Origin of the sequence: Thermoclostridium stercorarium subsp. stercorarium DSM 8532, from assembly GCF_000331995.1 — a bacterium.
In the GTDB taxonomy this organism is placed as follows: Bacteria; Bacillota; Clostridia; order DSM-8532; family DSM-8532; genus Thermoclostridium; species Thermoclostridium stercorarium.
In genome coordinates this window covers 626,254-639,851 of record NC_020134.1, presented here as the reverse complement: position 1 = coordinate 639,851, position 13,598 = coordinate 626,254, and the positions used below count along the sequence as shown (strand labels likewise).

Annotated in this window: 10 protein-coding genes; 6 read left to right on the top strand and 4 right to left on the bottom strand. The window is 43.7% G+C overall.

All coding sequences use genetic code 11. From position 1 onward, the window contains the following. Nucleotides 1–6 precede the first annotated feature (6 nt). From CST_RS13715 to CST_RS02825, 5 genes are all read left to right on the top strand, one after another. Complete coding sequence (locus tag CST_RS13715; protein ID WP_015484884.1) at nt 7–1,737, top strand: rhamnogalacturonan endolyase family protein; 1,731 nt, start codon at nt 7–9, stop codon at nt 1,735–1,737. Beyond that, nucleotides 1,719–4,913: a rhamnogalacturonan lyase family protein gene (locus CST_RS13710; RefSeq protein WP_015484883.1), complete on the top strand. Its 3,195-nt coding sequence runs from the start codon at nt 1,719–1,721 to the stop codon at nt 4,911–4,913. Before CST_RS13715 ends, CST_RS13710 begins: the two co-directional genes overlap by 19 nt. A 186-nt stretch (nt 4,914–5,099) precedes the next feature. Then, complete coding sequence (locus tag CST_RS02835) at nt 5,100–6,029, top strand: ArsR/SmtB family transcription factor (RefSeq protein ID WP_015358320.1); 930 nt, start codon at nt 5,100–5,102, stop codon at nt 6,027–6,029. A gap of 343 nt (nt 6,030–6,372) precedes the next feature. Beyond that, complete coding sequence (locus CST_RS02830; RefSeq protein WP_015358318.1) at nt 6,373–7,845, top strand: alpha-N-arabinofuranosidase; 1,473 nt, start codon at nt 6,373–6,375, stop codon at nt 7,843–7,845. 19 nt (nt 7,846–7,864) lie between these two features. Next, nucleotides 7,865–8,116, top strand: coding sequence for a DUF6171 family protein (locus CST_RS02825; RefSeq protein WP_015358317.1), 252 nt, complete (start codon nt 7,865–7,867; stop codon nt 8,114–8,116). Nucleotides 8,117–8,121: 5 nt separating this feature from the next. On the opposite strand, the gene CST_RS02820 is transcribed toward CST_RS02825, so the two are convergent. Together CST_RS02820 and CST_RS02810 are read right to left on the bottom strand one after the other, a co-directional pair. Beyond that, nucleotides 8,122–8,742 (bottom strand): flavodoxin family protein, encoded by a 621-nt coding sequence (locus tag CST_RS02820; RefSeq protein ID WP_015358316.1) that lies wholly within the window; start codon nt 8,740–8,742, stop codon nt 8,122–8,124. A 292-nt stretch (nt 8,743–9,034) separates the two neighbouring features. Next, nucleotides 9,035–10,762, bottom strand: coding sequence for a methyl-accepting chemotaxis protein (locus CST_RS02810; RefSeq protein ID WP_015358314.1), 1,728 nt, complete (start codon nt 10,760–10,762; stop codon nt 9,035–9,037). Nucleotides 10,763–11,115: 353 nt separating this feature from the next. Here CST_RS02810 and CST_RS02805 point away from each other — a divergent pair, with 353 nt between their 5' ends. Continuing rightward, nucleotides 11,116–11,604 carry a hypothetical protein gene (locus tag CST_RS02805; RefSeq protein ID WP_015358313.1) on the top strand — a complete coding sequence of 163 codons (489 nt, stop codon included), beginning with the start codon at nt 11,116–11,118 and terminating at the stop codon, nt 11,602–11,604. 439 nt (nt 11,605–12,043) lie between these two features. On the opposite strand, the gene CST_RS02795 is transcribed toward CST_RS02805, so the two are convergent. Both CST_RS02795 and CST_RS13485 read right to left on the bottom strand, forming a co-directional pair. Next, complete coding sequence (locus CST_RS02795; RefSeq protein WP_144050593.1) at nt 12,044–13,036, bottom strand: AraC family transcriptional regulator; 993 nt, start codon at nt 13,034–13,036, stop codon at nt 12,044–12,046. A 152-nt stretch (nt 13,037–13,188) separates the two neighbouring features. Continuing rightward, on the bottom strand, nt 13,189–13,350 hold the full coding sequence (locus tag CST_RS13485; RefSeq protein WP_015358310.1) for a hypothetical protein: 162 nt from the start codon (nt 13,348–13,350) through the stop codon (nt 13,189–13,191). Between the last annotated feature and the right edge of the window lie 248 nt (nt 13,351–13,598).

Here is a 13,598-nt window from a genome sequence, read left to right as displayed (position 1 = left end):
TTAATTATGCGGCTGAAAAAAGCATCTAAACTCCTGTCGGCGTTTCTGACTGCAGCGGTCTTCCTTTCGACGGTTTCCATGAACTTTGCAGCCGGTTTCGGGAATACGGCGGCCAATAAGGATTTACCGGCTGTCGTTGCCCACACCGAAGATGAAGCCATTTGTGATTTTAGCGCCGGCCATTGCGCGGACATGACCGTCACCGAAAGCGTATATGAAAATTCCCCGGTAATCCCCAAAGAAACCTCGCTGCCTGACAACGCCCCTGAAACGCCCGCCACGGCGGACAAAAAGATTGTTTCAATCCTTACCGATTACAAAAAATCAGTAACAGTGGTAACGGGTTCTTTAAAAGAAGACATAATGCCCCTCCTTCCTGCAAGCTTTACGGTACTTCTGGAAAACGGAAACGTAACGGAAATTCCGGTAAAATGGGACAGCATGGATTACAACGGCTCGGAACCCGGAACTTATACTTTCGAATCAGAATTTGACCTGGACAGTTTTGTGGGTATAACGAATCCGGACAATATAAAGGGTACAATTACCGTTGAAGTAATATCCGGTGAGCCCGCCCCTGAAATGGAAGGCTTTATAACCCTGTACTATACAACCTTTGGCGACATTGTTCCGGTTACACCCGAAAACTGGGGATTTACCACGTCAAATGCACAATTGTCAATCAATACGGACAATATCCGCGGAAACGGCACGCCAAAACTTCAGTTTTCGATGGTAAATCAGTCGGGCGGCAGAGTGGCTACGAGAATATTTGAACCTTCGGTAAAAGGGGACATCATGCTTGTGAAATTCGACTGGTATCCAGGCCCAATCAATGACAAAGGCTCAAATCCTCAGGAAAACGGCGGCGAGTTCAGAATTGAAGACAGTTCGAAAAATACTGTGTTTACAATAAACAATACAAGGAATTCGCCTCTGAAATTCTCCGTCGGTAATTCTGAAGCCACATACACTTCTTTTACCAATGCGGAAAAATGGTATGGTATTGAAATATATCTGAATATATTGGAAAACAAAGCAATACTCAAAATCACCGATAAGGAAACAAACACAACCGAAACTTATGAGCGCTCCCTCGAAGGCATAAACTTTGACGGAAGCATAAACAACGTAAAACTTGCAGGTGTACGTACCGCGGGAAATAATATCACATGGACAACATACCTGGATAATTTCGGAATTTACGTGGTTCTGCCGCCGGACAATCGGGTGGCATATGTGGAAAAACTTCGCTACCACCGTGTTTATGTCGGCGAAACCACCGAAGATATATCATCAATTGGCCTTCCCCGGGAAGTTCCGGTTGTTCTGGTAAACGGCGAAAGGGTTACCATACCGGTGGACAAATGGGTGGCATCGGGCAAGGAATGGAATCCGGAAGAAGCCGGAGTTTACACCTTTACAGGCTATCTTGCCGAAACCGATGAATACGATAATGCTTATAACAGGACCGCAACTCTGTATGTATACAATCGCCTGCCGGTCCCGAACAATACGCGCCAGGCAGAATGGCTGGACAGGGGAGTGATTGCACTGTCGGCTGAAAACGGCATATTTGTAAGCTGGAGGCTGCGTGCCGACGAATACGGCAAAGACGTAAAATTTAATATTTACCGGAATGGCATCAAATTAAACGGTACACCGCTTTACGTTACAAATTACCTCGACACCGACGGAAAAGCCGGCGATACCTATAATTGCTTGGGAACAGCGTAATCGGTTCCGACGAAACAACGGCAATCGATAAAAACTATATTTCTGTTCCGGTTCAAAAGCCTGCGGACGGAGTGAACAGAAAAGGCGAAACTTATACCTACAGCCTTAATGACGCCAGCGTGGGTGACCTGGACGGCGACGGAGAATACGAAATCATCGTAAAATGGTATCCTTCAAATGCCATTGACAGCTCGCAGAGCGGTTTAACCGGTCCCACGATTTTTGACGCGTATAAGCTGGACGGAACATTGCTCTGGCGTATGAATATGGGCCTTAATCTTACTTCCGGAGCGCACTATAATCAGTTTCTGGTATATGACTTTGACGGCGACGGAAGAAGCGAAGTGTTTGTCAAAACCGCAGACGGGACCACGGTTTACAGCACCACAAACGGTATATTTGATGAAAACAAAATAATATGCCGCATAGGAAACCCGGACGACAACGGAAAATATGTAAATGATGACGGAAAAATTGCAGGAGGGCCCGAATATATTTCCATATTCGACGGCGAGACGGGAGAGGTGATTGACACAATAGATTATGAATTCCCTGTAAATTACAACCCGGAAGCATGGGGTGACGGCTACTATAACCGCTCCGACCGTTTTCTTGCGGCAGTGGCATATCTCGACGGCAAGACCCCAAGCGCGGTATTCGGGAGAGGCTATTACGAAAGAACCACTTTTGTCGCATATAAGCTTGTGGACGGCAAACTGGTGACCGAATGGATTTTCGATACCGATAAGGACGGCAAACAGTACATGGGGCTTGGAAACCACAACCTGTCGGTTGCCGACGTGGACAACGATGGCTGTGACGAAATCATAGCAGGAGCCCTCACACTGGACAATGACGGTACCGTGTTATATGCCATGGACGGGCAGATGAACCGCGAAAAAGGCTCCCACGGTGATGCAATGCATGTCGGCGCTTTTGATCCCGATGTGGAAGGTCTGCAGGTATTCAGCGTTTTTGAGGTTCCTTCTGTGGCAAGCATGCAGTATCGCGACGCGGCAACAGGCGAGACATTAATGTCTTTCTATGCGTCAAAGGACACCGGCCGCGGTGTGGCCGCAAACATTACGTCGGATCCCGGCTATGAATTCTGGGGCACTGCCGATTTAGAGGATGTTCAAAAAGGAGCGGGGCTTTATAATGTAAAAGGCAAAATTGTGGAAAACGACTGGAGGGCGTTAGGCCTGTCAGCAAATTTCGCCCTGTACTGGGACGGAGACTTGCATCATGAGCTCCTGGACGACATTTATATAACAAAATACAATGAAATAACCAAAAAGTGCGATGTAATTATTGAATTTACCGGTTGTGTCAGCAATAACGGAACAAAGGCCACCCCGAGCCTTCAGGCCGATATACTTGGAGATTGGCGTGAGGAAGTGATAATGCCTTCTGAAGACAGCACCGAACTTAGGATATACAGCACAACAATCCCTACCGAATACAGGATTTACACATTAATGCACGATCCCGTTTACCGGTTGGGCATTGCATGGCAGAACGTGGCATACAACCAGCCGCCTCATATCAGCTTCTACCTCGGCGAGGATATTCGCGACAGGGTTCTTGCCGGAGGACTCAATACACCAAAAATATATTACACCGAAAAAATACCTCCCACCGCGCCAAACAACCTCCGTATTGCCAATATCGGCAGAACCGACGTAACTCTTGCATGGGATGCCGCAACAGACAATGCAATGGTTGAGGGTTATGAAATTTATGTAAATGGTACACTTCATGGCAGGACTTCGGGTCTGTCTTATTTGGTAACAGGTCTTTCATCAGGCACGGAATACACCTTTGCGGTCAACGCATATGATATAAGCGGCAATCGCTCGGAAGCCGCCGTGATTAAAGGCAGAACCGAGTCGGCAAAAACCGATTCATCCACCGGAAAAAGCCCAGGCGGGAGTTCCCGTCCCATAAAAGCGCAGCCAACGCCCTCACTCGCTCCGGCGATAATTCCGAAACAGACCGTCAAAACGTCGGAGCCCGTTATCAATGCAGCCACCGGTGAAGCCTTGGTTACAGTTGGCAAAGAAAATATAATCACGGCGTTTGAAAATTCAATTCCTGATGAAAAAGGCGTAAAAACAGTCATTGTTGAAATACCTGAGGCAGAGGGCGTTACTTCCTACGCCGCAAGCATTGACGCGTCGGTGCTGACAAACGTACGGGCTGCCAATGAAAGAATTGAACTGAAAACACCCTACGCAACCCTTGTCCTGCCGGGTAACATGCTTTCTAATTCATATTCAGCCAATGCAGGTGAAATTATCATTAAAATAGGCACCTCCACCGCCGATGATTTAAGCGGTGAAATCAAAACCGCCGTTGGAAACAGGCCTGTTGTGGAACTCGGTCTGTATCTGAACAATAAACCGATAGAATTTGACAATCCCAACGCTTCGGTCCTTGTCAAAATACCATACGTCCCGACCGAAGAGGAGCTGAAATGGCATGAAAACATAATTGTACTGCGTATTGACCGTTCCGGAAACGCAGAACCCGTTCCAACGGGATGGTATAACCCGGCAAACGGCATGGTTGAATTCAAATCCGATAATTTCAGCAAGTATGCCATTGCCCACTCATTTAAAACATTTGAAGATCTTGACGGCTACGACTGGGTAAGAAAAGAAATTGAAGTTTTGGCTGCCCGCGGAATTATAAAAGGGACTTCGCCGGCTACATACAAACCCGCCGACAACCTTACAAGAGCCGATTTCGTGCTGCTTCTTACAAGGGCCCTTGGCCTTAATGCAAGAATTGTTTCGAATTTTTCGGATGTATATCCTGCCGACTATTATTACGACGGAATGGGCATCGCCAAAGCGCTGGGCATTGTAAAAGGCACGGGCGGCAATATGGGCAGTCCCCGTGAAACGATAACCAGGCAGGAAATGATGGTTATGGCCGCAAGGGCATTAAGACTCACGGGAAAACTTGACGAAGGAACCCCCGAAGACCTTGCGGGCATTACCGACCGAGAGGATATTTCCGACTACGCATTGGCCGACATCGCTTCACTGGTTAAATCGGGTATAATACCCGAAGACCAAAACAGCAGCATCAGACCTTTGCAAGAGGCAACAAGAGCTGAAGCGGCGAAGTTGCTGTACATGCTGTGTAAAAAGCAAATTCTTTCCGAGTAATTCTGAGCCGGCCTCCAAAACTGGACTGACCATTTGGGGGCCACTTTTTTTATTTTATGTTTAATTTAACTAAACTTTATCCCTGTTCCGCCGCCGGTGTTGAATCCCTCATGAAACTTGATTTATTTCTGCTGATAGCTTATACTTTTTTTATAAAATATTTTAACTAAACAAACGGAGGAAGCCATGCTTCATATAAAAACCCTTGACGAAGGACTGGAGATTTTTAAAGCCCTTGGTTCCGATGTTCGCATACAAATCATTAAAACCCTTTTAAACAATAACGGAATGAACATGAATGAACTTGCCGCCGCACTGAACATCTCCAACAGTGCACTGACGAGTCATATTAAGAAACTTGAAGAATGCGGACTGGTTACAGTAACCAATGAATCTTCGGGCCACGGCAATCATAAAAAATGCACGTGCCATCTGGATAAAATTCTGATAGAAATGAATACCCAGGAAGATTTGAAAAACATTTTCGAAATAGATATAAAGGTAGGCCACTATTCCGACTACGACGTATACCCCACCTGCGGCCTGGCTTCTGCAGAGGCTTTGATAGGCGAAGTAGACGATCCAAGGTATTTCGCCCATCCGGATCGTTATAAAAGTGATATTCTCTGGTTTACAAAGGGATATGTGGAATATATCATTCCAAATTTGCTTCCTCCAAAGCATAAGATTGATCAGATAACCATTTCCGCCGAACTGGGTTCGGAAGCTCCCGGCAGCAATGATGTCTGGCCGTCGGACATATATTTCTATATAAACAACAAATGTATAGGCTACTGGACCAGCCCGGGTGATTTTGGAAGCGTTAAGGGTATTTTTACTCCAAAATGGTGGTACCCCAACTGGAATCAGTTCGGAATCTTAAAATTGATAATGGTAAATAATAACGGAACCTTCATCGACGGTCTGAAGGTCTCCGATATCTCGCTGAAAGACCTGAATCTGGATTACAGAAGCCCCATCAGGTTTAAACTGGCGGTACCCGACAATGCCAAACATGTCGGCGGGCTTACCATTTACGGCAAAAATTTCGGAAACTACAATCAGGATATTAAGGTGCGCATAAATTACAGCCCTATAAATGAACCCGAAAAATAAGCTTTTTCTTTAATGACATAATGTATTTAAGCCCGGAAGAAACTGCCGGGCTTTTTGTTTCATTTCATCCGCGCTTTATATGTCTTTTCGGTTTAATGTATTACCGAACAACTGCCGTTTTGTTAAAACGCCCCCAAGAATCTGACGGTATGCTCAAATATGCTCAACAAGTTATATTATTGACATTTCTCAGTTTCTAATGCTATCATACACATAGTTAAATATAAATTATTTTATATTTTTCTGAAATATTTTTCTAATTTATTCCTGATTTTTATTCCGTCCTTTGTATTTTTCCCGATAAACCGGGATTATTATAAATTATTCAAGGAGGCTTAGGATTATGGCCAAATACGTAATCAACACCCTGAACAGGAAGAGCAAAATTAACAGGGAAATCTACGGTCACTTCTCGGAACACCTTGGCAGGTGCATATACGGCGGTTTTTATGTTGGTGAAAATTCCCCCATTCCGAACACCAAAGGCATCAGAAATGACGTGGTTGAAGCTCTGAAAAAGATAAGAATTCCGGTACTTCGCTGGCCGGGCGGTTGTTTTGCCGATGAATACCACTGGATGGACGGAATTGGCCCGAAAGAACAGAGGAAAAAAATGATCAATACCCACTGGGGCGGAGTTGTCGAAGACAACAGTTTTGGGACCGACGAGTTCATGGAACTTTGCCGCCAGCTGGAATGCGAGCCTTATATTAACGGCAATCTGGGAAGCGGTACTGTAAAGGAAATGCAGGACTGGATTGAGTATCTGACATTTGACGGCATATCCCCAATGTCTGAATTAAGGGCAAAAAACGGAAGAAAAGAACCTTACAGGTTGAAATATTTCTGCATAGGCAACGAAAACTGGGGCTGCGGCGGAAACATGAGACCTGAGTTCTATGCCGACATGTACAGAAGATACCAGACTTACGTAAGAAACTACGGGAATAACAAGATATACAAAATCGCCTGCGGGCCGAACAGCGATGATTACAACTGGACAGAAACGGTTGTAAAAATTGCGGGCAGATTCATGGACGCCATCTCGCTGCATTATTACACAGTGCCGGGAACCTGGCATTCGAAGGGCAGTTCCACGAAATTCACCGAAGAAGAATGGTATATAACCCTGTTTAAAACTCTCAAAATGGATGAGCTGATCACTAAACATACCGCGATAATAAGAAGATACGACCCCGACAACCGCATAGGGCTGGTTGTGGATGAATGGGGTACATGGTATGACGTTGAGCCCGGAACAAATCCCGGATTCCTGTACCAGCAAAATACAATGAGAGACGCGCTTGTTGCGGGGATTAACCTTAACATCTTTAACAAACACAGCGACAAAGTTGTAATGGCAAACCTCGCTCAAACCATTAACGTTCTTCAGGCAGTGATCCTTACCGAAGGCGAAAAAATGCTCCTCACACCCACATACCATGTGTTTGACATGTATAAGGAGCACCAGGGCGCGGAACTGGTTGAAAGCTTTATTGAAACGGAAAAAGTCGGCACAGACAAATATACCGTTCCGAACCTGCATGAATCCGCTTCGGTGAATGCCGACGGAAAACTGCACATTACTCTGTGCAACCTGTCCCTCAGCGAAAGCTACAGAGTAGAAACCGAAATCATAGGAAAGAAAGCGGAAAACGTTACCGGACGCATTTTGACAGGAAAGATGAACGATCATAATACCTTCGACGCACCTGAAACAGTTAAGCCCCAGACATTTGACAAAATATCCGTTACACAGAACGGCCTTGTTATTGAAATACCACCCGTCAGCGTAGTCAGCATTACGGTTGACTGATTTATTGCAGGAGCGACATATGGAACAACCGTGCAGAACATGCCTTTTTAACAGTATTGAAAGAGATCAGATCGAAAAAAACATAAAGGAATATATTGAAAGTCTTTCACCGGATGAAAAAGCCGGTGAAAGACTTTATAACAACCGTCTTAGGCTGTGTTTTGAATGCCCGAACTGTTTTGACGGGCTGTGCAGAATATGCGGTTGCTTCGTCCGGGCAAGAGCGGCCAAGCTGAGATCATACTGTCCCGACCCTGCAAAAAGGTGGTAGCCCGTTTACCTGATAAAATCGGTTCTTATGGGCTTTTCTCCTTTTGGGAAGACTATTCCCTTTTCCCTTCCCGCTTCTATGCATTTCAGAAGCCATGCCATGTTATTGCCAAGTGTCCGCATTGTCTGCATGCCTTCCTCATCTTTCATAACTTCTTCAGGGGTGCTGCCGTGTACCTGATTCCAGTACTGGGATGAAACCACCGGCATTCCGCTGATTGTGAAATATTTGTTTATCTGATCAAAAGCGGTGGCGGCTCCTCCCCTTCGACAGCTCACAACCGCAGCTCCCACCTTGCCCTTAAAAAGGTGGCTTTTCCCGTAAAACGCCCTGTGAAGGAATGAAACCAGCTGACCTGATGGAGCGGCATAGTGAACAGGCGAGCCAAAAACAAACCCGTCCGCGCCGGGTACTTTGTCCAGGAATTCATTAACGCAGTCATCGATAATGCATTTTCCTGTCTCAAAACATTTGCCGCAGGCAAGGCATCCCGATATCGGCTTTGTGCCCAGGTGCATAATCTCGGTTTCAATACCGTTTTTCTGAAGCACTTTTGCAACTTCATTCAGCGCAGTATAAGTACATCCTTTAGCATGGGGACTTCCGTTAACCAATATTACCTTCAATTTTAAGACCCCTTTCTTTAAAGTATTAATTCCCTGATTATTTTTTTATTTTACCGTAAATGTGTCAAGTAACAAACAGTTCTTTTTCGGACAAAGCCCTTCGTTGTTTCGGCATTAAACAGAATGAAATCAACGCCTGGCAATTTTTTTACGAAATAAGCCACTGTTACGAAAAACAACCTCAAAAAACATATCCTGTGAGCCCAGGGCAATTTATGTCCGCATTCCGGCAGGCTCGCCGTAAAATAAAGAAGGATGGCTTCCGCCACCCTTCTCGCGCGGTACATAGCATTTAATATTTTCCAAACTCCTTATCGCTTAAAATTATTTTTTTCTGTTTATTTTTATCCGAAATTTCCGCTGGTGTATCACCGGCAATTTCCTTTGTTCTCGCGTTTTCTGACATGCCGTCCAGCATTTTGAGCACGTCGGGATCCAGACTTTTCAGGCTCCTGTATGAGATTGCCCCGTTTTTTCTCAGCTTAAATTTCGCCACCTGATCTTTAAGAGCATTTGCCTGGGCTGACAGTTCCTCGCTCGCGGAAGCGCTTTCTTCGGCAGTCGCCGAATTCTTCTGTACCACATCGGATACCATCATAACTCCCTGATTTATCTGTTCAATACCTGAGGCCTGTTCATTTGAAGCAACCGCAATATTTCCAATCAGTGTTGTAACTTTCGAGATATCGTCCACAATTTTGTTCAGCGCATCTGACGTCTTCCTTGCGATCGCCGTTCCCTTTTCCACATTTCTGATGGATTCTTCTATCATTTCGGTTGTTTCTTTAGCGGCATTTGAGCTTCTTGCCGCCAGATTCCGCACTTCTTCGGCGACAACGGCAAAACCTTTTCCGTACTGGCCTGCCCTCGCCGCTTCAACCGCTGCGTTTAAAGCCAGTATATTCGTCTGGAAAGCAATATCGTCAATAACTTTGATAATTTTCGATATATTCGTGGATGATACATTTATTTCTTCCATGGCTTTCAACATATCTTCCATCTGAACCTTACCCTGTTCGGCGTTTTCCCTGGCTATTTCGGCAAGAGAGTTCGCCTGGTTCGAATTTTCGGCATTTTGCTTTGTCTGGGTAGCTATCTCTTCCAGCGACGCAGTCAGTTCTTCAATGGTTGAAGCCTGTTCCGCCGCTCCTTTGGAAAGCTCAACACTGGAGTCGGAAACCTGTTTTGCCCCTGCGGCCACCTGGTCGGCGGCAGTATTGATACTAGCTATCAGTTCATTAAGATTATCCACCATTTTATTAAACGCACCGGCAAGCTGCCCAATTTCCTCCTTGGTATAAATATCAACCTGAACATCCAAATCGCCGTCAGCTATTCTGTCCGCTGCTTCCGCCAACTTTTTCACAGGGTTACTGATTATGCGGCTGACAAATATTCCAAGGGAAATTGCAATAACCATTGCCACTATTATAACCACGATCATTGTAACTATCGCGTTTTCAGCCGCATCGTTATTTGATTCTGACTGCATTCTGGCACCGCTGACCTTTAATTCTATGAGTTTGTCAATAACTTCGCGTACTGCGTCCGCGTCTTCCTGCATTTCACCTTTTGTAAACGCAAAGGCTTCCTCATCCCTGTTTTCCAGGCACATTTCCAGTAATATCTCCACATCCTCTTTATAGTCGGCCCATACTTTTTTCCATGTTTCAAAATATTCTCTAACTTCACCCTGAATAATGGTTTTTTCAAAACTTGCAGCATATGTATCCACATTACTGATAAAATCCTTAACCTTTTTATATGTTTCCTGAATATCTTCAGGCTCGTTATAAAGTATCATGTCTCTTGTGTTAACCCTTGATCTCTGAAACCATCTCGCCATATCTGCCACTTCAGAAAGAGGAACTGTCATGTTTTCATACAAAACGGTATCATTATTGTTAATCTTCGTGATGTTTGAAATACCTATAACCCCTACCACTCCTGAAATTATGGCCACAATAACAAAGCATAAGATGAGCTTGGTGCTTAATCTCAAATCGTAAAACCATTTCATATTATACTTTTTCCTCCTCACTGTTTTGTCTGTTTTCGGGAACAAACGTTATTTCAGACAATATACGATGTTCACCGGGTTCTGATTCATTCACGGATTCTATTCCGTAAACGAATTATTTGAAAAAAATGTCTTAACTCCAGAACTCAGCATTTACTCCTGAATATGTCAAAAAATAAAAACTCAGACATTATGCCCCCCTCCCCTGTTTTTAGCATATACTCTTTGTTTCGGCTGTTTTTAGGTTTCGGTTTACAAGAAAAATCCGTATTACAGGCTTATTTAAACAACTTGGCATTCATGGTAACAAAATATACCATTATAGCCAGTAATCATTTGGTAAGGAGGGGTATATGTTAAAAAATCAGATAAAAGTTATATATTCGGCTAAAAATATAATCATCATGACAGGCTGCATCGCAGTTTTGATGGCAGGAAATACGTTTGTGTTTTTTACCTGCCGCGACAGTTTATCAAGCATCATATTTGCGGCTTTGGCAACAATTTTGGCTGTATTTTCGTTCTATTTAATCCTTAACCGAATTAAACGAGTTTCATTATACGAAAACGGAAAAATATTGGTGGACAGATTCCTTTTAAGCAGCCTTACCTTTGATAATAACGACATTAAATTTTTGAGCAGGGATACTGTAAAAATCGGCAAAAAGGTTTTCAGCCTGGATTGCGTATTAAATAAAAGGGAGCTGTTTTCTTTTCTGTTAAGCGCAATGAAAATGGAAAATACCGAAGAGGCGCAGATTCGATACTTGCCGGAAACGAGTTTTGCAGTAATGAAGATAAGGAAAATGCGAATGCGGAAAATGCAGTTAAAGCATTCATAGTATGCAATATAGTCATTTGGGTTTCGGTAATTTCAGCGGTTATTGTTTCTGTTTATAATATTTTATCAAGGCACACCGAAATGATTTTAATAATTTGCATGGTTATTCTATTCTGTCTTTTTTCTGTAAAAGACGCCATTTTTGAGGAAAAACTGAACAGGATCAACTCACGGCCTTTAAGGTTGATTTTGAACGGCCTCATATATTTGGTGTTCCTTAAGCAAATTATTGAGTTTGTATTGGTATTCTTTGTCATTCCCGTTACAAAATGAAATCTGCATATAATGATCCTTCCATCGCCTTTTTTGTTATTTTACCGCATTGCTTGTTCCGTGTTCAACATAACGGTTTTCTACAGCCATTCTTGTAATCATTATGAATTATAAAACCTGTAAAAATATGCGCCTTTACTGAACGAATGGCGCAGGCAGAAAATGGTTTATTCAGAAATAGGCATATATAAGTCAAATGCCACAAAGCCTTTTTTTCCCTCGACCGTTACGTATTCTTCCAGCCATTGATGATTGCCGTGTTTATACCCGCTTGTTTCAAGCCATTTAAACAATTTCTGCCAGGTTTCAATCAGGCTTTTGGAACTCTTTTTGGCTCGGGTTACCGCATACAACCCGCCTTCAAAATCCTTGAATTTCACCTTGTCATCCTCTTTTTCACTTCCGCTTAATGTTACCCAGACTTCATATCCGTATTCAGCTTTATCTTCGGTCTTAAGAGGATTGTCAAAACCGAAATACCTTCTGCCCTTCGGCGGTTTGTACAGGTCATTCTCTTCCGCCCATTTAAGCAGTTCCTTTACTTCCGGATACCTGCCGAACTGCCTGAAATAAAGCTCTTTAGCATCTGAAAGCAGCCATTCGGTAATAGGTATCCACGCTTCTCTTTCAGGGTTTATGCCATATCCCCTGTAGTATGCAACCTTCATCGGTTCAAGTCTGACTATCCTGACGTCATTCAGCTTTCCAACAACCATTTTCTTTTCACCTCCAGAAAAATCAAACTTATCGAACAGAACAATACCCTCGCCGTTTTTTCTTCTGTATTCCCCGGGTGTTATTCCAAACTCTTTCAGGAACGCCCGCGTAAATACCTCCTGTGAGTTAAAATCATAATCATAAGCTATATCAATAATTCTTTTTCGGGGATTGGAAATAAGTTCCTTGGCTGCAATACTGAGCCGTCTTTTTCTTATATAATCCTTGACTGACATTCCGACAATACTGTTAAATATCCTGTAAAAATGAGGTACAGAACAGAACGCTTTTTTGCTCAAATCCAGCAAATCAATAGGGCTTCTGATATTTTCCTCTATATAGTCTATAGTTGCTTTAATTCTTGAAATATAATCCATGTTCTTTGCACCTTCCAGGAACATTATAGCATGCATATTTTTATAAGACTTGATGTTTTTTATCATTTTTATTATTGAAACGAACTCATCGGAACATATACCTTTATGCCGTTTACCATATAATATGGAACCAAGCGTTTAGAATCGACATTTTCAGGAATGCGGTAAGATACTTTCTGGCCCGCATCCGCTGTCACGGTATACTCGGAAGAAGGAGCTCATTTTGTATCCTCAGTTCCAGGTTTCACAGTATCGTCCGAATACCATGCTCCGCCGTCCGAGCTTGAAGACCTGTATGCGGAGTTCGCGGTGGCAACAACGTTGTTATTCGGCATCTTAATGGTTATTGTCGGCGGACAGGTATATACCTGGTAATGCATACCAATCACCTTTCCAGAACAGGATCCCGGAATATAATCAGCGAAAATACCTTTTTCACCGATATGCGTCAGTCTAATCTCTTACCGGACACCGGTTTTTCAGTGATTCTGCTTAAGGCAGAAACAGTCGGACGCGATGCTAAGGTTTGCTTAAGCTTAGTCCGATCATCTCTTCAGCAGGCTTTTGTTTGCTGCATACCTTTATCGGGTATTGGAATAATATAATCAAATACGATATTTGGAGGTTT

Coding starts and splice junctions, on each gene's coding strand:
- CST_RS13485 (WP_015358310.1), bottom strand. CDS start 13,350: ATGCATTACCAGGTATATACCTGTCCGCCGACAATAACCATTAAGATG.
- CST_RS02810 (WP_015358314.1), bottom strand. CDS start 10,762: ATGAAATGGTTTTACGATTTGAGATTAAGCACCAAGCTCATCTTATGC.
- CST_RS02805 (WP_015358313.1), top strand. CDS start 11,116: ATGTTAAAAAATCAGATAAAAGTTATATATTCGGCTAAAAATATAATC.
- CST_RS02830 (WP_015358318.1), top strand. CDS start 6,373: ATGGCCAAATACGTAATCAACACCCTGAACAGGAAGAGCAAAATTAAC.
- CST_RS02795 (WP_144050593.1), bottom strand. CDS start 13,036: ATGATAAAAAACATCAAGTCTTATAAAAATATGCATGCTATAATGTTC.
- CST_RS02835 (WP_015358320.1), top strand. CDS start 5,100: ATGCTTCATATAAAAACCCTTGACGAAGGACTGGAGATTTTTAAAGCC.
- CST_RS13715 (WP_015484884.1), top strand. CDS start 7: ATGCGGCTGAAAAAAGCATCTAAACTCCTGTCGGCGTTTCTGACTGCA.
- CST_RS02825 (WP_015358317.1), top strand. CDS start 7,865: ATGGAACAACCGTGCAGAACATGCCTTTTTAACAGTATTGAAAGAGAT.